General features: G+C 71.0%; 23 protein-coding genes. 15 read left to right on the plus strand and 8 right to left on the minus strand.

The window, feature by feature from the left end:
* Positions 1 to 3 precede the first annotated feature (3 nt).
* Positions 4 to 282 (plus strand): F0F1 ATP synthase subunit epsilon, encoded by a 279-nt coding sequence (locus KVA01_RS07840; RefSeq protein ID WP_068469438.1) that lies wholly within the window; start codon positions 4 to 6, stop codon positions 280 to 282.
* A 167-nt stretch (positions 283 to 449) separates the two neighbouring features.
* A complete protein-coding gene (murA, locus tag KVA01_RS07845; protein ID WP_068469440.1) occupies positions 450 to 1,733 on the plus strand; it encodes a UDP-N-acetylglucosamine 1-carboxyvinyltransferase in 1,284 nt (427 codons plus the stop codon).
* Positions 1,734 to 1,916: 183 nt separating this feature from the next.
* On the opposite strand, the gene KVA01_RS07850 is transcribed toward murA, so the two are convergent.
* The 3 genes from KVA01_RS07850 to KVA01_RS07860 all read right to left on the minus strand — a co-directional run bounded on the left by KVA01_RS07850 (position 1,917) and on the right by KVA01_RS07860 (position 4,536).
* Positions 1,917 to 2,120 carry a cold-shock protein gene (locus KVA01_RS07850; RefSeq protein WP_012398055.1) on the minus strand — a complete coding sequence of 68 codons (204 nt, stop codon included), beginning with the start codon at positions 2,118 to 2,120 and terminating at the stop codon, positions 1,917 to 1,919.
* A gap of 339 nt (positions 2,121 to 2,459) precedes the next feature.
* On the minus strand, positions 2,460 to 3,155 hold the full coding sequence (gene nucS / locus KVA01_RS07855) for an endonuclease NucS (RefSeq protein ID WP_068469442.1): 696 nt from the start codon (positions 3,153 to 3,155) through the stop codon (positions 2,460 to 2,462).
* A 202-nt stretch (positions 3,156 to 3,357) separates the two neighbouring features.
* Positions 3,358 to 4,536, minus strand: coding sequence for an AI-2E family transporter (locus KVA01_RS07860; protein WP_068469612.1), 1,179 nt, complete (start codon positions 4,534 to 4,536; stop codon positions 3,358 to 3,360).
* A 141-nt stretch (positions 4,537 to 4,677) separates the two neighbouring features.
* Between KVA01_RS07860 and KVA01_RS07865 the strand changes: the two genes are divergently transcribed.
* The 5 genes from KVA01_RS07865 to KVA01_RS07885 all read left to right on the plus strand — a co-directional run bounded on the left by KVA01_RS07865 (position 4,678) and on the right by KVA01_RS07885 (position 10,930).
* On the plus strand, positions 4,678 to 5,661 hold the full coding sequence (locus KVA01_RS07865; protein WP_068469444.1) for a tetratricopeptide repeat protein: 984 nt from the start codon (positions 4,678 to 4,680) through the stop codon (positions 5,659 to 5,661).
* A 149-nt stretch (positions 5,662 to 5,810) separates the two neighbouring features.
* On the plus strand, positions 5,811 to 6,710 hold the full coding sequence (locus tag KVA01_RS07870; protein ID WP_082810346.1) for an ABC transporter ATP-binding protein: 900 nt from the start codon (positions 5,811 to 5,813) through the stop codon (positions 6,708 to 6,710).
* An 86-nt stretch (positions 6,711 to 6,796) separates the two neighbouring features.
* Positions 6,797 to 8,470 carry a hypothetical protein gene (locus KVA01_RS07875; RefSeq protein WP_233438807.1) on the plus strand — a complete coding sequence of 558 codons (1,674 nt, stop codon included), beginning with the start codon at positions 6,797 to 6,799 and terminating at the stop codon, positions 8,468 to 8,470.
* A gap of 32 nt (positions 8,471 to 8,502) precedes the next feature.
* Positions 8,503 to 8,847: a DUF3039 domain-containing protein gene (locus KVA01_RS07880; RefSeq protein WP_371858572.1), complete on the plus strand. Its 345-nt coding sequence runs from the start codon at positions 8,503 to 8,505 to the stop codon at positions 8,845 to 8,847.
* 298 nt (positions 8,848 to 9,145) lie between these two features.
* The gene (locus KVA01_RS07885) at positions 9,146 to 10,930 is read left to right on the plus strand and encodes a DEAD/DEAH box helicase (protein WP_141269646.1); all 1,785 of its coding nucleotides are present in this window, start codon (positions 9,146 to 9,148) and stop codon (positions 10,928 to 10,930) included.
* 67 nt (positions 10,931 to 10,997) lie between these two features.
* Here the strand turns inward: KVA01_RS07885 and KVA01_RS07890 are convergent, their stop codons facing one another.
* Complete coding sequence (locus tag KVA01_RS07890; RefSeq protein ID WP_141269622.1) at positions 10,998 to 11,615, minus strand: isochorismatase family protein; 618 nt, start codon at positions 11,613 to 11,615, stop codon at positions 10,998 to 11,000.
* A gap of 28 nt (positions 11,616 to 11,643) precedes the next feature.
* Positions 11,644 to 12,984, minus strand: coding sequence for a nicotinate phosphoribosyltransferase (locus tag KVA01_RS07895; protein WP_141269624.1), 1,341 nt, complete (start codon positions 12,982 to 12,984; stop codon positions 11,644 to 11,646).
* Positions 12,985 to 13,128: 144 nt separating this feature from the next.
* Here KVA01_RS07895 and clpS point away from each other — a divergent pair, with 144 nt between their 5' ends.
* From clpS to KVA01_RS07935, 8 genes are all read left to right on the plus strand, one after another.
* Positions 13,129 to 13,431: an ATP-dependent Clp protease adapter ClpS gene (gene clpS / locus KVA01_RS07900; RefSeq protein ID WP_170221138.1), complete on the plus strand. Its 303-nt coding sequence runs from the start codon at positions 13,129 to 13,131 to the stop codon at positions 13,429 to 13,431.
* Positions 13,431 to 13,991 carry a DUF2017 domain-containing protein gene (locus tag KVA01_RS07905; protein WP_068469448.1) on the plus strand — a complete coding sequence of 187 codons (561 nt, stop codon included), beginning with the start codon at positions 13,431 to 13,433 and terminating at the stop codon, positions 13,989 to 13,991. Before clpS ends, KVA01_RS07905 begins: the two co-directional genes overlap by 1 nt.
* Positions 13,992 to 14,079: 88 nt before the next feature.
* Complete coding sequence (gene murI, locus KVA01_RS07910; protein ID WP_068469450.1) at positions 14,080 to 14,973, plus strand: glutamate racemase; 894 nt, start codon at positions 14,080 to 14,082, stop codon at positions 14,971 to 14,973.
* 24 nt (positions 14,974 to 14,997) lie between these two features.
* Complete coding sequence (locus tag KVA01_RS07915) at positions 14,998 to 15,837, plus strand: MBL fold metallo-hydrolase (RefSeq protein WP_068469452.1); 840 nt, start codon at positions 14,998 to 15,000, stop codon at positions 15,835 to 15,837.
* A gap of 10 nt (positions 15,838 to 15,847) precedes the next feature.
* Positions 15,848 to 16,645, plus strand: coding sequence for a ribonuclease PH (gene rph / locus KVA01_RS07920; protein ID WP_371858573.1), 798 nt, complete (start codon positions 15,848 to 15,850; stop codon positions 16,643 to 16,645).
* On the plus strand, positions 16,635 to 17,300 hold the full coding sequence (gene rdgB / locus KVA01_RS07925; RefSeq protein ID WP_068469457.1) for an RdgB/HAM1 family non-canonical purine NTP pyrophosphatase: 666 nt from the start codon (positions 16,635 to 16,637) through the stop codon (positions 17,298 to 17,300). Before rph ends, rdgB begins: the two co-directional genes overlap by 11 nt.
* A 3-nt stretch (positions 17,301 to 17,303) precedes the next feature.
* Complete coding sequence (locus KVA01_RS07930; protein ID WP_141269626.1) at positions 17,304 to 18,164, plus strand: phosphotransferase family protein; 861 nt, start codon at positions 17,304 to 17,306, stop codon at positions 18,162 to 18,164.
* A gap of 50 nt (positions 18,165 to 18,214) precedes the next feature.
* Positions 18,215 to 18,796: a 3'-5' exonuclease gene (locus KVA01_RS07935; protein ID WP_068469460.1), complete on the plus strand. Its 582-nt coding sequence runs from the start codon at positions 18,215 to 18,217 to the stop codon at positions 18,794 to 18,796.
* Positions 18,797 to 18,852: 56 nt separating this feature from the next.
* Here KVA01_RS07935 and KVA01_RS07940 read toward each other — a convergent pair whose 3' ends face one another.
* The 3 genes from KVA01_RS07940 to KVA01_RS07955 all read right to left on the minus strand — a co-directional run.
* Positions 18,853 to 20,055 carry an ADP-ribosylglycohydrolase family protein gene (locus tag KVA01_RS07940; RefSeq protein ID WP_141269628.1) on the minus strand — a complete coding sequence of 401 codons (1,203 nt, stop codon included), beginning with the start codon at positions 20,053 to 20,055 and terminating at the stop codon, positions 18,853 to 18,855.
* 306 nt (positions 20,056 to 20,361) lie between these two features.
* Complete coding sequence (locus KVA01_RS07950) at positions 20,362 to 21,144, minus strand: PKD domain-containing protein (RefSeq protein ID WP_141269632.1); 783 nt, start codon at positions 21,142 to 21,144, stop codon at positions 20,362 to 20,364.
* Positions 21,145 to 21,455: 311 nt separating this feature from the next.
* On the minus strand, positions 21,456 to 22,278 hold an 823-nt coding region (locus KVA01_RS07955; RefSeq protein WP_218023602.1), incomplete at its 5' end, for a DUF6318 family protein.

A 22,278-nucleotide genomic window follows, 5' to 3' on the forward strand; every position in this document is an offset into this window, starting at 1 on the left:
GTCATGGCCGAACTCATCGTGGAAATCGTCGCGCTGGATCGCAAGATCTGGACCGGCACCGCGCGGCTCGTGCGGGTGCGGACGACCGAGGGCGACATCGGCATCATGCCGGGTCACGAGTCCATGGCCGGCCTGCTCACCGCGGGGGAGTTCGTCATCGACCGTCTTGACGGCGACCGGCTCCGCGGGCGGATCGACTCCGGCTTCATCTCCGTGGACGCCAACCGCGTCACGGTGGTCGCGGACGAGGTCTCCCTCGATTCCGAGAACCGCTCCGCCTGACAGGTTCGTGTGACCCGTCGTCGTCGACCCTCGTGCCTGCGGGTACGGGGGTCGACGTCGTCCGAGGCCGGTCGAGCGTCCGCGGGCCTCTCGCGTGTCTGCGCTCAGCGCGTCCCTGCCCAGGGTGCGCATCCCCCCATTCAACGCCGTGGTCACCAGGAGGACACGTGGAAGAAATGATCGAGGTGCAGGGACCCACCGCCGCCTCCGGTTCCCTGCCCGTATTCGGCGCCAAGAACAGCGTGCTCAAGCTCATGGCCGCCACGCTGCTGGCCGTGGGCCGTTCGACCATCACGAACGTCCCGGAGATCCACGACGTCACGGTCATGGCGGAGCTGCTGCGCCGGTTGGGCTGCGAGGTCTCCTACCGCCCGGCGGAGCACGAGGTCACCATTGACGTTCCGCAGGAGCTGGGCCACCAGGCGGACTACGACCTCGTGCGCGCCATGCGGGCGTCCATCTCCGTGCTCGGGCCCCTGATGGCCCGCTGCGACCGTGCGGAGGTGGCCCTGCCCGGGGGAGACGCGATCGGCACCCGCGGCCTGGACATGCACCGCGCGGGCCTCGAGGCCATGGGCGCGCAGCTGAGCATCGAGCGCGGGTTCCTCCGCGCCAGTGCGGAGGGAGGCCTGGTAGGTGCCTCCTACCGACTGGGCTACCCTTCCGTGGGAGCGACCGAGAACCTGATGACCGCGGCGACGACGGCGCGCGGCGTCACCGTGCTGGAGAACGTGGCCCGCGAGCCCGAGATCGTGGACATCGGGCGGATGCTCCAGGAGATGGGTGCACGGATTGAGGGCCTCGGAACCACCACCCTGACCATCGAGGGTGTGCCGAGCCTGAGCCCCGTCACCCACCGCACTGTGCCTGATCGGATCGTCGCCGGAACGTGGGCTTTCGCCGCGGCGGTCACGGGTGGCCGCGTGGAGATCGTGGGAGCCGAGCCCGAGCACCTGTCCGTCGTCCTGGACAAGCTGCGCTCCGCGGGCTGCGTAATCGACACCGCGGACGGGCGCTTCGTCGTGAGCGGACCCGAGCGCCCGCGGGCCATCAACGTGTCGACGCTGCCGTACCCCGGCTTCCCCACGGACCTGCAGCCCTTCGTGGTCGCGCTCAACGCGGTGGCCGAGGGGTCGGGGATCATCACCGAGAACGTCTTCGAGGCCCGCTGGGGCTTCACCGCGGAGCTCGAGCGCCTGGGTGCGCGCGTGCACCTGGACGGCCACCACGCCCGCGTGGACGGCGTTCCGGCCCGTGAGCTCTCCGGTGCACCCGTGGAGGCCATGGACATCCGCGCCGGGGCAGCACTGGTCATCGCAGGCATGGCGGCCGAGGGGGTCACCGAGGTCTCGGGCGTGGAGCACATCGACCGCGGCTACGAGCATTTCGTGGAGCACCTCGAGAACGCGGGGGTCCGTGTGCAGCGGCGCATCGCACGCGGCTGGAACTGAGCCCCCGGGTACGTACGTCGTACACGCGTCGATCCACGGCACCACCTCGTCCAGGTGAGGCCCCTTGTGCGTACATCTCACACCGGCCAGCAGGTTCGTCTCGGTGTGAGGCGTCGGACGTGGGACACGAAGAAGCCCCCGTCACCTCGTGGAGGTGGCGGGGGCTTCGTCCGAGGGGGACTGTCAGATGACGGTCACGCCGGTGGCCTGGGGGCCCTTCTGGCCCTGACCGATCTCGAACTCGACGCGCTGGTTCTCTTCGAGGGTGCGGAAGCCGCCCGACTGGATTTCGCTGTAGTGGACGAAGACGTCGCCATCAGCGTCGTCCGGCGTGATGAAGCCGAAGCCCTTTTCTGCGTTGAACCACTTAACGGTGCCCTGAGCCATAATGGGGCATCTCCTTCTGGAGTATGTAGTGCGTGCACATGGATGTGCACCTGAACTGGTACCGCGAGAAGGCTGTGGATGCGGCTCACAATGTGTTGTGCCACAGCGCCAGTCAGAACTTCACGCTCGCTACCATTCCTGCGAGCATGTCAAACATGATGCGAGAACACTCTAAGCATCACACACTGCCGGGCGGCGGTCAATCGTCTTCGGGCGGCTCACGGGATGTGTCGTGGCGATGTCCCGCCGGGAGCGGGCCCGCGCGCAGGCCCACCGGGGGAGGGGCGAGTGTCCCCGGGACCCGGGCAGGACGCCGCCGGAGCGGTGCCGCCCTGCGTCTCAGAAGAGGCGGGACTGGGTGTCCGCGGTGCCGCGCATCTCGTCGTAGTCGAGGCTCAGGCACTCGATGCCGCGGTCCCTGGCGAGCGTGCGCGCCTGTGGCTTGATCTGCTGGGCGGCGTAGACACCGCGCACCGGGTGCAGCAGGGGATCACGGTTGAGCAGCTCCAGGTACCGGGTGAGCTGTTCGACGCCATCGATGTCGCCGCGGCGCTTGAGCTCCACCGCCACCGTGGCCCCGTTCGCGTCCCGGGCGAGGATGTCCACGGGTCCGATGGGCGTGGGGTACTCCCTGCGGACGAGGGAGAAGCCCTCGCCGAGCCGTGTGATCTGCTCCGCGAGCAGCCGCTGCAGGTCCGCCTCGACGCCGTCCTTCACCAGGCCGGGGTCCACGCCCAGCTCGTGGTGCAGCTGGCTGTAGACGGTGGTGATGTGGATCAGCAACCGGTCGTCGGACTTGCCGGCGCGCACCTCCCAGACCTCCGTGACGCCCTCTTCGGCAAGCTCCTCGGAGGGCTCCAGGACGTGCAGGTTCGCGGGCGGGCTCATCCAGTTCAACGGCTTGTAGGAGCCGCCGTCCGAGTGGACGAGCACGGAGCCGTCCGCCTTGAGCATGATGAGGCGCCGCGCCGGGGGCAGGTAGGCGTTGAGCCGCCCCTCGTAGCGGACCGAGCAGTCTGCAATCACTAAACGCACCCCGACAGCCTAGCGCCCGGGGCGGTACAGCGCCCGAGACCGTCCCGTGCCGGGGACTACGGCTCAGCTCTCGGGTCAGCTCAGCTCCCGAGGTGGGCCTGAGAGCGGAGACGAGTGTCACGGTGCCCGCGGCGGGCCCTGAACCCGCGGAGAGGACCGTGGTGAGGGCCGCGCCGGGGCGCGCGGGCGTCGTCGTCGTCCGTCAGCGCGTGTCCTGGCGCGGCACGAAGACCTCGCGCACGAGCAGCAGGCCCGCCGCGGCGGTGGGGATGGCGATCAGCGCGCCGAGCACGCTCCACAGCGCGCCGCCGGCGGCCACCGCGATCACGGCCACGGCGCCGGGCACGGCGACCGCGCGAGCCATGATGCGCGGGGAGATCACGTACGCCTCGAGCTGGAGGTACGCGAAGTAGCACACGGCGTAGGGGATGGCGGTGTCCCAGCCCCCCAGGGACGCGGCGATCGTCACGAGGATGCCGGCGAGCACACCGCCCACGAGCGGGATGAACGCGAGCAGCGCCACGAAGAGCACGAGCAGCGTGGCGTACGGGACGCCCCAGATGCTCATCAGGATGAATGCCACGGTCGCGTTGATCAGCGCCACGCAGGCCTGGCCCATGACGTAGTTGCCCACGCCGTTGGTCATGCGCTCGCCCAGCTGCTGCACGCGGGCGCGACGGCTCGCGGGGGCCAGGCGGTAGCACCACGCCTTCATGGTGGGCAGGGAGAAGAGGAAGTAGAGGCTCAGGGCCATCACGATCAGGGTGCCCGTGATGGACGTGACCACCACGCCGCTGACGTTGACCACGGAGCCGAAGATGCCACCCAGGAAGTTCTCGTCCGAGGTGATCTTCTGGCCCAGGCCGTCCGCGGCGTGCTGCACGGAGGAGGCGATGTCGAAGCGCTCGTCGAGCGTGCGGAAGAGGTCCGAGCGCATGAAGTCGTTCACGAAGTCCGGGCCGCGAGCGGCGATCTGCTGCGCCTGCTCCACGATGCTCGGCACGACCCCCAGGATGAAGCCCAGGATCACCAGGACGAGGGCCACGATCACGATGCCAGCCGCCAGCGGGCGGGGCAGGCCCTTGGACTCCAGCCACCGCACGAGCGGATCGAGTCCGAGCGAGATGAAGGCCGCGGTGACGATCCACCCGACGAGCCCGCCCACGTTGGTCAGCACGTAGTAGACGAGCAGCGCGAGACCCACGCCCACCGTGAGCATGAAGCCGGTCTGGACGGGGTGCGCGCGGCTGTCCCCGGGGTGGTCCCATGGTGCGCGGCGCTGCTCGGGATCCCCGCTGGGCTCCGGCGGCACCTCGAAGCGCTGGCGCAACGGGCGGAAGCGCGCGGGTGGCTTGCGTCGGGGCTCAGGGGTTGTGCTCACGCCGGAAGCGTACAACGCGAGCTCCCGCAGGACAGCAGTGAGTCGCCGTGGGCATAATGGACGGCAGGAAAGCGCCCGCCGGGTCCCAACGGCGGGCACGAGTCACGGGCACCCCGCGGTGCCCCGTCGAGGAGGTCAACCATGAGCGAGTTCCCCGCGTCCCCGTCCGCGCGTCCGAACGGCACCCCGGCCCAGGGTCGGCCGGCCACGGAGCAGCCGCAGCAGGTCCCGGCGTCCGTGCGCGGTGCGGTGGATCTGGGAGCCGGCCCCACGGCGTCGTCGTCGGGGGCACCTACCGCGGCGAACCCGGCCGGGGGCTCCTACCGCGTGGCGCTGAGCACCGCGAACTTCCAGCAGTACGCGGAGGCGTCCACGCAGTACCCGGTGGTCGTGGTGCTGCACTCGCCGCAGAGCCCGGAGTCCGAGAGCTTCGTGGAGGTCGTCGCGCGCGTCGTGGACGGCTTCGACGGCCGGCTGCTGCTGGGCACGGTGGACGTGTCCGCGGAGCCGCAGATCGCGCAGGCGTTCCAGGCCCAGAGCGTTCCCACCGTCCTCGCGCTGCTGGGCGGCCGCGTGGTGCCCCTGGTGAACTCGACCGTCCCCGAGGACCAGCTGCGCGGGCTGCTCGGCGAGCTGTTGAGCCTGGCCCAGCAGAACGGGGTGACGGGCACGGCCGAGCCCACGGGCGGGGAGGCCAACGAGCCCGCGCCCCTGCCGCCCCTGCACCAGGAGGCCGTGGACAAGCTCGAGGCCGGGGACCTCGACGGCGCGGAGGCCAGCTACAAGAAGGCCCTCGCGGAGAACCCCGGGGACCACGACGCCAAGCTGGCACTCGCCCAGGTGCACCTGCTGCAGCGGGTGAGCGCGATGGACGCGAAGGCGGTGCGCGACGCCGCGGCGTCGGACCCCGCGAACGTCCAGGCCGCGCTCGACGTCGCGGACCTGGACGTGTCCGGCGGGCACGTGGAGGACGCGTTCCGGCGGCTGCTGAACCTCGTGCGCACCACGGCCGGCGACGACAAGGACACGGCACGGGCGCGCCTCGTGGAGCTCTTCGACGTCGTGGGCGCGGACGACCCACGCGTGGTGAGCGCACGGGCGCAGCTGATGCGCGCGCTGTTCTGAGCCTCCCGACCAAGTTCGCCGCCCCCGTCGGAGTGCGCTGTCGCGCGCTCGGGCGGGGGCGTCGTCGATCCGTGGCCCGAGACCCGTGGCTCGGGGCGCGCGGGCACGGAATGCGTGACTCCCCGGGGGCCATTCCCTAGGTTGGAGTCATGACCACTCCACCGAGCGATCACCACGTCCCCGTCCGAGCCCCGGATGGAGAGCCGGGGAGGGACGCCGAGCCACACGCCACATCCGCTCCGCTCGCCGACGCCGCACCGCACCCCGACGCCGCGGCCCTCGTGGTCCGCGACCTCACCAAGGTCTACGGCCACGGCTCCCGACCCGCCGCGGACCGCGTGAACCTCACGGTGCCGCGCGGCTCGTTCTACGGGCTCGTGGGCCGCAACGGGGCGGGCAAAACCACCACGCTGTCGATGGCCACGGGCCTGCTGCGTCCCACCGCCGGCACCGTGCTCGTGGGCGGCGGCAGCCGGGACGATCTCGTGGACGTGTGGCGCGACCCGGTCACGGCCAAGCGCCGCATGGGTGTGCTCCCGGACGGCGCGCACCTCTTCGACCGGCTCACCGGCCGCCAGCTCGTCGCCTACTCGGGACTGCTGCGCGGGATGGACCGCCAGCTGGTCAAGGACCGCACCGAGGACCTGATCGGCGCGATGGACCTGCAGGAGGCGGCGGGCCGCCAGGTGCAGGACTACTCCGCGGGCATGACCAAGAAGATCGCGCTCGCGGCGGCCATGATCCACGCGCCCAGCCTGCTCGTGCTCGACGAGCCGTTCGAGTCGGTGGACCCGGTCTCCGCCGCGAACATCCGGTCGCTGCTGCACCACTACACGGAGGCCGGCGGCACGGTGGTGGTCTCGAGCCACGTGATGGACCTCGTGCAGCGCATGTGCGACCACGTCGCAATCATGGACCAGGGCCGGGTGCTCGCCGAGGGCACCATGGACCAGGTGCGCGACGGCATGTCCCTGGAGGACCGCTTCGTGTCCTTCGTGGGGGGCCGCACGGATGCGGGGGAGGGGCTGCTGTGGCTTCGTCCCGAGTGAACCGGACCCCCGGGAACGCCGACCACACCCCCGACCGCGACCGGCCGGACGCGGCGGTGGCAGGGCGTGGTGCCGCACCCTGGGCCGTGGAAAGCGCCGGTCCCGGTGCCGACGCCGCCGTCCCCGACTCCGTGCGTCCGTCGCCGTCCGGGCAGGAACGGGTCACGCACCGGATGGGCGTGCTCGAGGAGGCCCGCAGTCTCGCGAGCCTGAAGTGGCGGATCCTGCGCAACACCCTGACCCGCAGCACGTGGGTCCTGGTGGGCACCATCCTGGGCGGGCTCTACGCGCTGTCCATCCTGGGGATGCTGGTGACCGGCATGGTCTTCCTGGGCGCCGAGCCCCTGGACGTCGTCACCGCTTCCTCGGTCATCGTGGGCAGCGTGGTGCTGCTCGGCTGGTGGGTGATGCCGGTGCTGACCGCCAAGGCGGACGCCACGCTGGACCCGTCCCGGCTCGCGCTGTTCCCGCTGAGCACCACCGGTCTGCTGACCGGGCAGGTGGTGGGTGCGCTGATCGGGATCCCGGGCGTGCTCACGGTGATCGCGCTGCTCGGATGGCTCTCGACCTGGCGCGCCTCGCCCGCCGCGCTGGCAGCCTCCGTGGTGTGTGCCGTGCTGGCCGCTCTGCTCGCGTTCACCGGCGCACGCTGCGCCTCCGCGCTCGCGGCGCGGATCGCCAGGGGGCGGCGCTCCACGGAGATCATCTCGATCCTGAGCCTGCTGCTCATCGTGCTGCTGGGCCCGATCTTCGCATCCGTCGCCACCGGGGTGGAGCGGGTCTGGGACCGGCTGCCCGTGTGGGCCTCTGTCCTCGGCTGGACCCCGCTGGGCGCGGTCTGGGCGATCCCGGGCGACGTGGGTGCGGGCCACTGGGGCGCCGCGCTGGCGCGCCTGGCCGTCGTGCTGGTCACGCTCGTCGTGCTCGTCGCGGTGGCCCGGTTCGCCCTGGAGCGTGCCCTGGCCGACGCCGCCGGGGGAGCCGCGCGCGCCACCGGCAGGTCCGTGGCCGGGATCGGTCTGTTCGACCGCTTCCCCGCGGCCCCGTGGGGTGCCGTGGCCGCACGGTGCCTCATCTACTGGCTCAGGGATCCGCGGTACTCGGCGTCCCTCGTGATGATCCCGGCGATCAGCGCGGCCCTGTGGTTCCTGGGTGGCGACTCGGGATTCTCCATGTGGCTGCTGCCCCTGATGATCGCCCTGCTGATGTCCTACGCCATCTCCGCGGACGTCTCCTACGACAACACCGCGTTCAGCCTGCACCTGCTGGCTCCCGTGCCGGGCAGGGCCGACCGGCTGGGGCGGGTCGTGGCCATGCTGGTGGTGGCCACGCCGCTCGTGGCCCTGGGCCTGGTGCTCTGGCTCGTGCGGCTGCAGCAGTGGCACGCGCTGCCGGCCATGCTCGGGGCCTGTGCCGCCCTGCTGCTCGGCGGTGCCGGCGTGGTCTCGGTGGTCTCCGCGCGCTACACCTATCCCACGCCGCCTCCGGGGGCGTCCCCCATGAAGACGCCGCAGGGGTTCACCATCCTGAACCTCGTACTGCAGTTCGTGCTCATGGGCTTCATGCTGCTGCTCGCGCTGCCGCCCATCGTGCTGCTCTTCGTGCACCTGGGCACCGGCGCCGCCGTGTGGAGCTGGGTGGCCCTCGCCGTGGGTGTCGTGGAGGGTCTCGTGCTGCTGGGGATCGGCGTGCGCGTGGGCGGGACGTGGCTGGACGGGCGCGGTCCCGAGCTGCTGCAGGAGGTGGCCGGATACCGCTGAGCGGGCGGCCCGCCCACGTCGCACGCGGTACAGTGGACGGCATGCAGACCACCGAAGCCCAGCACGTCGAGGGCCCTTTCTCCCGGTTCCCGCGGGTGCTCGACAGCACCGAGTCCGGAACCGAGACCGTGGGCGGGACCGCCACGATCGAGCGCGAGGAGACCCGCCAGTTCGCGGAGCCCGGTGACCACGAGCGGTTCGCCCACTACGTCCGCAAGGAGAAGATCATGGAGTCGGCGCTGTCCGGCGAACCCGTGATCGCCCTGTGCGGCAAGGTGTGGACCCCCGGTCGCGACCCCCAGCGCTTCCCGGTGTGCCCGGAGTGCAAGGAGATCTACCAGGGCCTGCGCCCCGGCAAAGACCAGCCCGAAAACTGACAGCACCACCGCACGCACCACCCCGTTCCGCCCCGCGGAACACCGGCGGCGCCCGCACTGAGCGGGCGCCGTTGCCGTGCCGAGCGGCCCAGCGCCGTGCGGATGTGCCCGGCCCACCAGGTCGGGAGGTAGCGCCGGCACCGTTGCGGAGCGGCTGCCACCGCCGGCCGCCACGAGCGGCGGGCAGGGCGGGCGCCGGGCCGCGGACCGGACCGGGCGGCGTCGCTGCGGGGACATGGCGGAAACACGCGCCCCAGAGCGCGGAGAGGACGAGCACCACGTGGCTGAGAACGACCAGATGTCCCTTTTCGGGGCGGCGGCGGACCTTCCTCCGGCGTACCCGGACCGAGCGGCGTGGGGCACCGCCCCCAAGCTGCGTGCCTGGCAGGCGGAGGCGATCCAGCGCTACGAGCAGGCGCAGCCGCGGGACTTCATGGCCGTGGCAACCCCCGGAGCAGGCAAGACCACGTTCGCGCTGACCGTGGCCAAGAAGCTGCACGACGCCGGGGTGGTCCAGCGGGTCACGGTGGTGACCCCCACAGAGCACCTCAAGCGGCAGTGGGCGGACGCCGCGGCCCGTGTGGGCCTGGCGATCGACCCCAACTTCAAGAACGCGGACGGCCAGCACGGTCGCGGCTACATGGGTGCGGCCGTCACATACGCGCAGGTGGCCAACAAGCCGCTGCTGCACCGCGCACGCACCGAGGCCGGTCGCACGCTCGTGATCATGGACGAGATCCACCACGCGGGTGACGCCCTGTCCTGGGGTGACGGGCTGCGGGAGGCGTTCGAACCCGCTACGCGACGGCTCGCCCTAACCGGCACGCCCTTCCGCTCGGACACCTCACCGATCCCGTTCGTGACCTACACCGAGGACGGGGACGGGATCCGCCGCTCCACCGCGGACTACACGTACGGCTACGGCAGCGCCCTGCAGGACCACGTCGTGCGCCCGGTGATCTTCATGGCCTACTCGGGACAGATGCGCTGGCGCACGTCCGCGGGCGAGGAGATGGCCGCCCAGCTCGGGGAGGGGTTCACGAAGGACATCACCTCCCACGCGTGGCGCACGGCCCTGGACCCGCAGGGCCAGTGGATACCCTCCGTGCTCCGTGCCGCGGACCAGCGCCTCACGCAGGTGCGGCGCACCGTGCCGGACGCCGGTGCCCTGGTGATCGCGACCGACCACCAGGACGCCAAGGCCTACGCCGAGCAGCTGCACGCGCTCACGGGGGAGCGTCCCACCGTGGTGCTCTCGGACGACAAGGCGGCCTCGAACAAGATCGACCAGTTCTCCGAGTCGGACAAGCGCTGGATGGTTGCAGTGCGCATGGTCTCGGAGGGCGTCGACGTCCCGCGCCTCGCGGTGGGCGTGTACGCGACCTCCACCTCCACGCCCCTGTTCTTCGCCCAGGCCGTGGGGCGCTTCGTGCGTGCCCGCAAGCGCGGTGAGACGGCCTCGGTGTTCCTGCCGTCGGTGCCCGTGCTCATGGCGCTCGCGAACTCCATGGAGGAGGAGCGCGACCACGCCCTCGACAAGCCCAAGAGCGTGCCGGACGTCGTCGACTTCGACCAGCCCATGGAGACCGGCTGGGACGACGACCTGCTGGAGGAGGCCAACCGGGAGGAGCGCGCGTCCTCCGCGCTCGCCCAGGGCAACTTCCAGGCGCTGGACTCGGACGCCTCGTTCCACGGGGTGCTCTTCGACGGCGGTGCGTTCGGCGGCGGTGCGGCCGTGGGCTCCGAGGAAGAGGCCGAGTACCTCGGCATTCCCGGGCTGCTGGACCCCGAGCAGGTCTCCGCGCTGCTGCGCGAGCGGCAGTCCCGCTCGGTGCAGCGTCAGGGCAGCGGCTCGTCCGCCCCGGAGGCTCCCGCGGTGCCGGACCACAGGCGGCTCAAGGACCTGCGGGCGCAGCTGTCCAAGAACGTCTCGGCGTGGTCGGCGCGCACGGGCACCCCGCACGGCGTGATCCACAACGAGCTGCGCACCAAGTGCGGTGGTCCCGCGGTGGCGCAGGCCTCGGAGGAGCAGCTCAACGCCCGGATCGCCCTGCTGCAGCGCTGGTTCATCGGCCGCAAGTAGCGGGCGCGGGCGACGCCGCCCGGCCGGGTCGCAGAGGCCGGTGCGGGTCAGCGCGCTCGGCGCGGGGTCAGGGCAGCTCCGTGAGGACCTCCACGCCCACGTCCTCCAGCTCGGCCACGGCGCGCTCGCCGGCCTCCTCGGAGACCGGGGCCGTGAGCGGCAGCAGCAGCCGGGTCTCGTAGCCGGCCTCCACGGCGTCGCGCGCGGTGGCGAGCACGCAGTGGTCGAGTGCGAGGCCCACGACGTCCACGGCCTCGATCCCGCGCTCGCGCAGCCAGTCGTCCAGGCTCACCCGCTCCTCGTCCGAGTCCTCCTCGGACTCGCCCATGGGGACGTCCACGTCCGGGGCGGAGAGGCCCTCGAACCCCGAGTAGGCGGCGTCGTACGCGCCCTTGCGGAAGAACTCCGTGACGTAGTCCGTGTCGAAGTCAGGGTGCGTCTGCGCGCCCTCGGTCTCCGCGACGCAGTGCACGGGCCAGCTCGTGCGGTAGTCCGGGGTCTCGCTGAAGTGCTCGCCCGGCTCGATGTGCCAGTCCTGGGTCGCGGCCACGGCGTCGTAGTCCGCGTGGTGGTCCTCGAGGTACTCGGAGACCCCCGCGGCCACGGCCGCGCCGCCGGCCACGGCCAGGCTGCCGCCCTCGCAGAAGTCGTTCTGGATGTCCACGATCACTAGTGCGGTGCGCACGTGTGCCTCCCTCTCGATCTCGGTGCTGTCAGTGTGCGGTGCCGGGTTCGATGACCGTGGGGATCACGGGCTCGCCCTCGGAGAGCCGGCGGGCCGCGCGCGGCAGCTCCGCGATCGACTCCGCGTGGCGCACGCGCGCCCGCTGCACAGCCTCGGGGCCGGTGAACCCGTCCCGCAGTTCGCCGCCGGTCATGTAGTCGACGAGCAGGGGGCGGTCGTCGCCGTCGTCCTCGGGCAGGTGGGACACGCCGACCATCTCGTGCGTGGCCACGCCGTGTGCATTGCGACGCCGCAGCGCGTACTTCTCGCCGCCTACTGACGCCTTGCCGGACGAGGCCTTCGCCACCGGCTCCATGGTGCCGGAGGCGCCCTCGCGCGAGACCAGCTTGTAGACCATCGACGAGGTGGGCGCGCCGGAGCCGGTGACGAGGCGCGTGCCCACGCCGTAGGCGTCCACCGGGGCCGCGCGCAGGGCGGCGATGGCGTACTCGTCGAGGTCGCTCGTGACCGTGATGCGCGTGTGCGGATTGCCGAGCCTGTCGAGCAGCGCGCGCACCGAGGCCGCCTGGGTGACGAGGTCGCCGGAGTCCAGGCGCACGCCGCCCAGGTCCGGACCCGCGATCTCGACGGCCAGGCGGACGGCCCGCTCGACGTCGTACGTGTCCACGAGCAGCGCCGTGGAGACGCCCAGGGCGTCGAGCTGGGCGCGGAACGCCTGCTCCTCGGAGTCGTGCAGCAGGGTGAAGGAGTGGGCGGCGGTGCCCACGGTCTTCACGCCGTAGCGGAACCCGGCTTCCAGGTTGGAGGTCGACTCGAAGCCAGCGACGACGGCGGCGCGCGCGGCCGCCACGGCGGCCTGCTCGTGCGCCCGGCGGGAGCCCATCTCGATGCACGGGCGGTCACCGGCGGCACCGACCATGCGGGAGGCCGCGGAGGCCACGGCGGAGTCGTAGTTGAGCACGGAGAGGATGAAGGTCTCCAGCACGCAGGCCTCCGCGAAGGAGGACTCCACGCTCAGCAGCGGGGAGTAGGGGAAGTACGTCTCGCCCTCCGCGTAGCCGCGGATCTGCCCCGTGAAGCGGAAGTTCTCCAGGTAGGCGACCGTGGCGGCGTCCACCACGGCGGTGTCCCGCAGGAAGCGCAGCTGCTCGTCCGTGAACCGGAACTGCTCGAGGCCCTCCAGCACGCGGCCCACACCGGCGAAGACGCCGTAGCGCCGGCCGTGGGGCAGCCGGCGGGCGAAGACCTCGAACACGCTGCGCCGCGAGGCCGTGCCGGCACGCAGCGCCGCCTGCAGCATGGTCAGCTCGTAGTGGTCCGTGAGGAGGGACGTGGGCTGGGGGTGCCAGGAATACGTGTGGTCGTTCACCCCGCCAGCCTAGTGCGCGTGCACCGCGCGCACACCCCGCGCGGGCATCTGGGCGGGCTCGTGACTACCATGGGGAAAATGTCCGGTACCCACACGGCGGCCCGCACCCCGGCCCCCAGCACCCGCGCCGAACCCGCAGTCCTGATGAGCGCCGCACCGGCGGAATCCCCGGTGGTCGCCCGCGAGGACCAGGCCGTCACGGCCGTGAACGTCCCCTGGAACGTGGTGGTCTGGGACGACCCCGTGAACCTCATGAGCTACGTGGTCTACGTCTTCCGCGCCCACTTCGGCTACCCGCCCGCCAAGGCTCGCACCCTCATGCTGGAGGTCCACGAGCGGGGGCGCTCCATCGTCTTCACGGGCTCCCTCGAGGAGGCCGAGGCCCATGTGAGCGCCCTGCACGGCTACGGACTGTGGGCGACCTACGAGAAGGCGGGGGAGAACTGATGGCACACGGTTTCAAGCGCACGCGGAAGGGCATCACGGCACACTTCGAGGGCCCGGAGGTGCGGCTGCTGCAGAAGCTGTTCTCGGACGTGGGAACCACCCTCGAGCCCGAGCCCCGCGAGGACGTGGACCCCCTCGAGGCACTCGTGGGCTGGGACGAGGAGGTGGCCGAGCCCGAGGACCCGGCCGTGCGCAGGCTGCTGCCCGCGGCGTCGTCGGACCCGGAGCAGGCCGCGGAGTTCCGCAGGCTCACGGACCGGTCCCTGCGCGAACGCAAGACCGCCGCGCTGCGGGCGTCGTCGCTGGCCCTGGAGTCGGACCCGGTGCTGCTCACCACGGAGCAGGCCCAGGACTTCGCGCGCTCCCTCAACGACGTCCGCATGGTGCTGGCCGCCCGGCTGGGCATCGAGACGGCGGAGGACGCCGAGCGTGTGGGAAAACTCACGGACTTCGGCAAGACCGAGTCGGTCGAGGACTACATGGCGGTCGTCTACAACTTCGTCTCCTGGCTGCAGGAGACACTGATGACGGCGCTCACGAAGACGCTTCCCTCACGCTGAGCGGGGCCGTCACCCAGGCTCAGCGCACCCGTCACGCACGCTGACTCATGTGCGAAGCACCCTGCGCAACGCACTACAGTTTGCGGATATGCAGGCTGAGCGCGAACGTCATTCCGGTCCGAACCCCAACTCGCCCATCGGCGTCTTCGACTCCGGCGTGGGCGGGCTCACGGTGGCCCGGTCCATCATCGACCAGCTGCCCCACGAAGAGATCCTCTACGTGGGAGACACCGCGCACGGCCCCTACGGCCCGTTGCCCATCGCGGAGGTCCGCTCCAACGCCCTGCGCATCATGGACGAGCTCGTGGACTCCGGGGTCAAGGTGCTCGTGATCGCCTGCAACACGGCGTCGGCGGCGGTGCTGCGCGACGCCCGCGAGCGCTACACGCGCGGCTACGACATCCCGGTCACCGAGGTCATCCAGCCCGCCGTGCGACGCGCCGTGGCCACCACCCGCACCGGCCGCGTGGGGGTCATCGGCACGGAGGCAACCATCGGCTCGCGGGCCTACGACGACACCTTCGCCGCCGCCCCCCAGCTGGAGATCACGTCGGTCGCCTGCCCCGAGTTCGTCGAGTACGTGGAGCGCGGGGTGACCACCGGACCGAAGCTGCTGGCCACAGCGCAGCGCTACCTGCAGCCGCTGAAGGACGCCCGGGTGGACACTTTGGTCCTGGGGTGCACCCACTACCCGCTTCTCACCGCGGTGATCTCCTACGTGATGGGGGAGAGCGTGAACCTGGTGTCCTCCGCGGAGGAGACCGCGCGGGACGTCTACCGCTCGCTCATGGACAACGGGCTCGAGCGGGACGCGAGCCTGGCCCCGCACCACGAGTTCCTGGCCACGGGCGATCCCGCCCGTTTCGAGACCCTCGCCCAGCGCTTCCTGGGGCCGGAGGTGGTCCGCGTGCGGCACACGAGCTCCGTGGCGGAGCAGTACCCCACCGGCTCCCTCGCCACGATCCACCCGACCCGGCGCTGAGCCGGCCGCAGAAAGGTCTTCACCATGTTGCTCACCGTGGTCGGAAACTCCGGGAGCTTTCCCGGTCCGGACGCACCCGCCTCGTGCTACCTGCTGTGCGGTGAGGATGCCGACGGCCGGACCTGGCGGATCGTGCTCGACATGGGCAACGGCACCCTGGGGGCGCTGCAGCGCTACATCGAGCTCGACACGATCGACGCCGTCATGCTCTCGCACCTGCACCCGGACCACTGCGTGGACCTGGGCGGGCTGCACGTGGCGGTCAAGTGGGACCCGCGCGGCTGGAAGGGCGGACGGATCCCGCTGTTCGGGCCCTCGCAGCTGCCCACCTACCTCAACCAGCTGCACCTGCTGCCGCCGGAGCACTCCATGGACACCGAGTTCGAGTTCCACGTGTGGCACCCGCACGAGCCGGTGAGCGTGGGACCGTTCACCGTGACTCCCCACCCGGTGAACCACACGTGCCCCGAGCCGTACGCGCTGCGCGTGGAGTACCGCGGACCCGGCGGCACGGAGGTGCTCACCTACTCCGGCGACACCGACGCGTGCGACGAGCTGGTGGCCGCCGCCCGGGACGCGGACGTGTTCCTGTGCGAGGCCGCCTACCAGGAGGGCAGGGAGGACCACCTGCGCGGCATCCACCTGACGGGCAGGCGTGCGGGGGAGACCGCCGCGGCCGCCGGGGCCCGTCGCCTGCTGCTGACCCACCTGCCGGAGTGGAACTCCCCGGAGACCGTGCTGGCCGAGGCCGCCGCGGTCTACTACGGCGCCCTGGCCGTCACACGCGTGGCCCACCGCTACGACGTCGCGGACCCCACCGACCGTTCGGTCGATGCGTTGGCACCCGTGCGGAGCGGCGACTAGGGTGACACGCATGACCTCGCCTACCGACCCGGCCATGTCCACCCCCCACCTCGACGCCTCCGCGCAGCCGGTGGTCCGCGCCGACGGCCGCGGGGTCGACGAGCTCCGGCCCATCACCGTCACGCGCGGCTGGTCCGACCAGGCCGAGGGGTCCGCACTCATCGAGTTCGGCGGCACCAAGGTGCTGTGCACGGCGTCGCTGACCGAGGGCGTGCCCCGTTGGCTCAAGGGCCAGGGGCGCGGCTGGGTCACCGCCGAGTACGCCATGCTCCCGCGAGCCACCTCCACCCGCTCCGCGCGCGAGTCCGTGAAGGGCAAGATCGGCGGGCGCACCCACGAGATCTCCCGGCTGATCGGCCGCTCCCTGCGCTCGGTCATCGACCTCGAGGCGCTCGGAGAGAACACGGTGGTGCTCGACTGCGACGTCCTGCAGGCGGACGGCGGCACCCGCACCGCCTCGATCACCGGCGCGTACGTCGCACTCGCGGAGGCCATTGCCTGGGCGCACGAGAACGGCGTGCTGAAGCGCACCGTGAACCCCCTGACGGACTCGGTGTCCGCCGTCTCCGTGGGCATCATCGACGCTGTCCCCATGCTCGACCTCCCGTACGTGGAGGACGTCCGTGCGGAGACGGACATGAACGTGGTGGTCACCGGCTCCGGGGACTTCGTGGAGGTCCAGGGAACTGCCGAGGGTGCCCCCTTCCGCCGGGACGAGCTCGACGCCCTGCTCGACCTCGCCGTGGCCGGCTGCGCGCAGCTCGCCCAGATCCAGCGCAGGACGCTGGAGGGCGGCCATGAGCGCTGACCTCGGCGCGGCGCGCGTCGTGCTCGCCACGCACAACCGGGGCAAGGTCCGCGAGCTGCAGGCCATGCTCGAGGCGGCCGGCTTCTCCGGCCCCGGCACCGTGGTGGATGCTAAGTCCGCCGGGCTGGGCGACGTCGTCGAGACCGGCGTGACGTTCGAGGAGAACGCGCTGCTCAAGGCGCGCGCCGCGGCCGCCGCGTCCGGGAAGGTCGCGCTCGCGGACGACTCCGGGCTGGCCGTGGACGTGATGGGCGGGGCGCCCGGCATCTTCTCGGCCCGCTGGTCCGGCCGCCACGGCGACGACGCCGCCAACCTGGACCTGCTGCTCGCCCAGCTCTCCGACATCGCCCCCGAGCACCGCCGTGCACGCTTCGTGTGTGCAGCGGCCGTCGTGGGCCCTGACGGGGAGGAGCACGTGGTGCGCGGCGAGCTGCCCGGCACCATCCTCACCGCGCCGGCGGGGGAGAACGGTTTCGGCTACGACCCGGTCTTCGCCCCCGAGGGGGAGGGCGGCCTCAGCGCTGCCCAGCTGAGCCTCGAGCACAAGAACAGGATCAGCCACCGCGCCCGTGCCATGTCCGCTGTGCTGCCGTTCGTGCTGGAGCTGCTGGACCGTACCGGGGCTGAACCCTCCGAGACGGGGTCCGAGGGCTGAGACATGACCTTCGCGTGCGGACACCTTCCCTTTGCCGGAGCCGTCGAGGCGGTCCTCGCGGAGGCGGGCGTGACGGTGGACCGCTCCGAGTGGGAGCTGCACGCCGGGGGATCCGCGCACATCGTGGTCAACGCGGGGCACCTCATGAGCGTGCGGATCGCGAAGAACCCGACCTCCGGCGACAACGTGCGACGCCGCACGCAGGCCCTGTCGCAGCTGCCCGACTTCGACTTCGCGATCCCGCGGCCCCTCACACCCGTGCTGCAGGACGGCCGGTACACGGCCGTGGGCATGGCCTGGATCCCCGGCGCGCCGCGTGCCCCCGGCAGTGCCGATCCGCGCGAGCTGCGCCGTGTCCTCGAGCAGCTGCGCGAGGCGGACGCCCAGGACGCCGAGCCGTGGCTCGACCGCCCCGGCCAGCACTGGGGCGGCCACCGACGGCGCCACGTGCTGCTGGACCAGGTGCTCCCGCTGCTGCTGCCCCGCAACAGGGACCGCGCGCTGAGCGACATCGACGACCTCGTCGCGCTCGAGAACGTGGCACCGCGGCTCGTCCACGGGGACCTCATGGGCTCCAACATGCTGTGGGAGGGCGACCACCTGGTGGGCGTCATCGACTGGGACCACGCGTGCCTGAGCGACCCGGCGTACGACGTCGCCTCGCTGGGGCTCTGGTTCGGCTGGTCCAGCGTGCGGGACGCCACCGACCCGCAGAGCTACGAGCGCGCCCGCCTGCACGCCCGGATCTTCCCCCTGCAGGCCATTGCCTATGCCCTGCACCACGAGCTCGATGCCGCCCAGGTGCGCCAGGCGGTGGAGAAGGCGGACGCCTGGTACGAGATGCGGGCGGTCGCGGCGGCCTGAGCTCGGGTTTTCTCGCTGTGCGTGTCTGAGCCTCTGCCTAGCCTCGGAGCGTGCCCGTCAGTTTCACCGCCATCGACTTCGAGACCGCCAACCGCAGCCTGGCCTCCGCGTGCGCCCTGGGCGTGGTGCGGGTCCGGGACGGTGAGGTGGTCGACACGCGGTACTCCCTGCTGCGCCCGCCGCCCGGGCACGACGCCTTCGAGCCCGGGAACATCCGCGTCCACGGGATCCGCCCGGCGGACGTGGTGGACGCGCCCACCTTCGACGTCGCCTGGGACTGGATGTGCCGCAACATCCTGCCGGATGACCCGGACGCGGTGCTCGTGGCCCACAACGCCGTCTTCGACACCGGGGTGATCCGGGCGACGAACCGTGCCTGCGGGGGCGTGCCCCGTTCCTGGGACTACGCCTGCTCGCTGCGCCTCGCGCGGGCCGCCTACATGCTGCGCTCCTACGCCCTGCCGTCCGCCTCACGCGAGGCCGGTGCCGAGGTCGAGGACCACCACAACGCCCTGAGCGATGCACTCGCGTGCGCGCAGATCGTGCTCGACGTCGCACGGCGCAGCGGAGCCGGGAGCATGGCCGAGCTCACCGCGCACTACGGGGTGCGGATGCAGCGCGGCGAGTTCTGAGTCTCGCGGCCCCAGGAGCATGTGCCCGGATCAGGGCCGACCGGCGGATCGGTGAGTCAGGGGCGCCAGAGGCCGTTCCAGCGATCGGCCAGTGCGTGCAGTTCCGCCCGTGCGGCGGCCGAGCCCTCTTCGCCTTTGCCGTCTTGGGGCGCGGTTGCCGTTACTCCGGGAGCGGGGGTATGGGGCGGCGACGGCGCGGCGACGGCATGGTCTCCTGCGTTCCGGTTCGACGCCGCTGCAGCGGTGCCATCAGTGTCGTCCGCCGGGGCAGCCGCCGCGAGACCCCAGCGGGCGGCGGCAACGACGACCGCGACATCGTGCGCCGCTCCCTCCCGCACGCCGTGCTCGGCCATCAGGGCACGGGCCGCCCCGGCGACGTCGTCCCCGGTGATGTTCCTTGCACTGTTCGTGGAACCTGTCGCTTTCGCGGCGCCGGAATCCTCGACGGCGAGCAGCGCGGCGAGGCCGAGCGCCAACGCCTCGGTGGCGGTGTCGCCTCTGCCCAGGCGGGAGGCGAGCGCGCCCGGCTCGGTCCACAGCGGGGCCAGAGCCTCAGGATCCGCGCACAGGGCGAGGAGTTCGTGCGTGCGAGGGGCGGGGCGGGTGATCTCGGAAGCGACCCTAGCTGTTTCGCGCACGACCTCGTGCAGCGTTCCACCGGTGGCACGCGCCCGTGCCGCCGCGTGCACGACCAGGGCCAGCGCCGCCGCCGCCGTCTGGGCCTCGGGGCTGCCGTGGGTGATCGCGGCGGAGTCGAGCGCCAGGATGATGAGCGATTTCCATCCGATGTTCGGGATCAGACCGTACGGTGCGGTGCGAGCCAAAACCTCGGGGCTTTCCGCGAGGGGCAGCACCGGTCGCGCGACCTCACCTAGGCGGCCCGTGGCGAGTGCCTGGAAGCTGTCGCCGTCGTGCGGTCCGGGGGCGGAGAGCACGGGGAAGTCGAGGTCGAGCTCGTCCTGCGGTGGCACGGGCGCGTCGGCGGGAAGGCACGCGCCGTTGCTCAGCGCCCAGCGCAGGTAGGCAAGCCAGGCGCACGCGGTGGGGTCCGCGGACTGACCGTCGTTCGCCCACCGCGCCACCTCGTTGAGGGCGACGACGGTGCGGGCGGCGAGCTGCGTCGGCTGATCCGGTTCCTCGGACCGGCGAGCGGCCCACGGGGCGAGGAAAACCGAGCGTACGACATCCGGGTAGCACTCGGAGGAGGCATCCAGGCCGTGGTCCCGGTCCAGCAGCGACGGCGCATCAGGTGAGGTCATGGTGCCAGTCTAGGAAACAGGCGGGAGCGCGTGTCATCGTCAGGGCACAGGGCACAGGGCACAGGGCACAGGGCACAGGGCACAGGGCACAGGGCGCAGGGCGCAGGGCGTAGGGCGCAGGGCGCAGGGCGTAGGGCACGGGGCGTAGGGCACGGGGCACGGGGCCTGTACGGCGTGGGGCGTCCGCTGCGCGAAAGTGCGGGCAGGGTCTCGCTGTCTGGAATGAGACTCGTGGCGCTCAGGTACGGATGCCCGGTCGACGAAGGCTCTGCGCCCCGGGCGACGCCCCTTCCTCCTCTGCCGTCCTCACCCGTTCTTCGCGCCGGGGCAGCCGATGCCGGACGGGTTAACGCGGCAGTCGTCGGCGACGTTGTGGACCGTGGACCGCCACACGCTCAGCGCCACGGGCGGTGACGTGACCTGGTTGTAGCCGTTCACGGGCTGCCACCCGGTCCCCGCAATGTTGTACTCCCCGTAGAACGACGTGGTGAGCGTGATCTGAAAGTCGCCCGTGCGCGTGTACACGTGCGACGTGTCCGTGGGGACGTCCCACGCGCCGTCCGCCAGGGGAGAGCCGGTCAGGGGAGTGGGGCCCAGCGTGGTGCCATCGCCGTAGTTCCACGTGTACTGGACGGGATACGCGCGCACGGACACGGGATAGCCGCCGAGCGTCGTCTCGAAGGTCTGCGGCTGGGCGACGGCATAGACGTTCGTGTTCATGTTCTTCAACGTGTCCGGCGCCGGCTGGGCGTGGTTCTCCGCCGGTGCTACGGCCAGCTGCTGGAAGTCCTGGAGGGTGAAGACGGGAAGCGGGACATAGCCGTCGTCGTTCGCGTCCTCGGCTTGCGCCTGACCGACACACATCTGCGTTCCGCGGGCCGACCGCGCGCCCTCATTCGCGCCGCCGACGACGATGTCCATGTTCACACCCTTGGCCCCGGAGTCGTCGGTGCACTCCTGAGCCGACCGGCAACGGCTCAGCGCCGCTCCCTTGTCGTCGATGCACGGATCCTGCAAACCATAGGTTGTCCGGTTCTTTGCCGTGTCCATGAGCTGGGCGTTGAAGAAGATGGAGTCGTCGTTGGACATCAATCGAGCACGGAGGGCCTTTTGAAAGGCGGGATCGGTGTCGGGATCCCAGGCGGCGCCTTGGACTGACGCAAAGCTGTTTCCGGAAGGTCCAGTCGAATATCCGTCTGCCTCCACGCCTTTTGCTGCATCCTGCCTAACTCGCATCCGTATCAAGTTTCCAGATGCGTTCGCAGAAGACAAGAGTGATCCGTCAGCTTGGCTGGCTCCAAAGCCGCCGTCTGAGGACGGCTCGTCTGCCGAAGCGGATCCAGCGACGTCCAGGGCAACTAGAAATAAGAGCAGGGACAGGAGTACTTTAAAGGCTCGCATCAGAGGGACCCTCGGGGGGATGCTGTCAAGTACATCCAGGATCCATTTTCATAATAAAGATATGTATCGAACCGATTTGGGAGATTGAAAGGCTCTTGCCTTAAAGTTATATGGTTATCGGTGACCTTAATCATGCCCAAACTATTTATTTTAACTGGTAGATTATAACCCCCATCTTGTCGCTTCGTAAAAGCATTGGGTATGAGTGTCTCCTTTTCGAAGCCACCGCCTGCCCAATTTCCTGAAGAATATATCGAGTCGAAGTCATTGAATTGCTCGGTGCATTTTTCGCAGTCGGTGGAGGTTACTTCCCGGACCAGGGAAGTGTCGCCGGTCTGGATGGAGTACCACTGGGCGTCCGCGCGGTAGTTGAGGAAGGCCTGGGCGCCGGCCTCGGTTTCGTTCTTGGCTTCCTCGGGCATGACGGGCTTCGGGACGTTGCGCGCCGGGTGCTCGAGCGTGGCGGGTTCGTAGTCGTCCGGAACTTTCTGGCCCGTGGCGAGGACAGTGGGCTCCTGCGGCCGCCAGTCGTCGGGGAGGGGGCTCTCGGATCCCGAGGGAGTCGCCGTCGACCCCCCGGAGGCCGTGGGCTGAACGGAAGCGGTCTCGCTGGGTGACGCAGATGCGGAAGCCGAGGGGGAGCCGCCGTCAGAAGCACTCTCTGCCGAGCCGTCGCCGCCGGAGCAGCCAGTGACCAGCGCGGCGGCCAGGAATGCCAGGGCGACCCCGCTCGCCGTTCGCTGCATGGATCCAGATCTGTGCGTGCCCATGAATTCCCCCTGTCTTGCCACACCGTGTGTGACGCGTCGAACATCCCCCAGA

Origin of the sequence: Kocuria varians, assembly GCF_006539885.1 — a bacterium.
In the GTDB taxonomy this organism is placed as follows: domain Bacteria; phylum Actinomycetota; class Actinomycetes; order Actinomycetales; family Micrococcaceae; genus Kocuria; species Kocuria varians.

Bases quoted from the DNA above. Each gene is read 5' to 3' on its own strand.
- KVA01_RS07865 (WP_068469444.1), top strand. From the start codon at position 4,678: ATGAGCGAGTTCCCCGCGTCCCCGTCCGCGCGTCCGAACGGCACCCCG.
- KVA01_RS07885 (WP_141269646.1), top strand. From the start codon at position 9,146: ATGTCCCTTTTCGGGGCGGCGGCGGACCTTCCTCCGGCGTACCCGGAC.
- rdgB (WP_068469457.1), top strand. From the start codon at position 16,635: ATGAGCGCTGACCTCGGCGCGGCGCGCGTCGTGCTCGCCACGCACAAC.
- KVA01_RS07905 (WP_068469448.1), top strand. From the start codon at position 13,431: ATGGCACACGGTTTCAAGCGCACGCGGAAGGGCATCACGGCACACTTC.
- KVA01_RS07870 (WP_082810346.1), top strand. From the start codon at position 5,811: ATGACCACTCCACCGAGCGATCACCACGTCCCCGTCCGAGCCCCGGAT.
- KVA01_RS07930 (WP_141269626.1), top strand. From the start codon at position 17,304: ATGACCTTCGCGTGCGGACACCTTCCCTTTGCCGGAGCCGTCGAGGCG.
- rph (WP_371858573.1), top strand. From the start codon at position 15,848: ATGACCTCGCCTACCGACCCGGCCATGTCCACCCCCCACCTCGACGCC.
- KVA01_RS07850 (WP_012398055.1), bottom strand. From the start codon at position 2,120: ATGGCTCAGGGCACCGTTAAGTGGTTCAACGCAGAAAAGGGCTTCGGC.
- clpS (WP_170221138.1), top strand. From the start codon at position 13,129: ATGAGCGCCGCACCGGCGGAATCCCCGGTGGTCGCCCGCGAGGACCAG.
- KVA01_RS07940 (WP_141269628.1), bottom strand. From the start codon at position 20,055: ATGACCTCACCTGATGCGCCGTCGCTGCTGGACCGGGACCACGGCCTG.
- KVA01_RS07915 (WP_068469452.1), top strand. From the start codon at position 14,998: ATGTTGCTCACCGTGGTCGGAAACTCCGGGAGCTTTCCCGGTCCGGAC.
- KVA01_RS07950 (WP_141269632.1), bottom strand. From the start codon at position 21,144: ATGTCCAACGACGACTCCATCTTCTTCAACGCCCAGCTCATGGACACG.
- KVA01_RS07840 (WP_068469438.1), top strand. From the start codon at position 4: ATGGCCGAACTCATCGTGGAAATCGTCGCGCTGGATCGCAAGATCTGG.
- murI (WP_068469450.1), top strand. From the start codon at position 14,080: ATGCAGGCTGAGCGCGAACGTCATTCCGGTCCGAACCCCAACTCGCCC.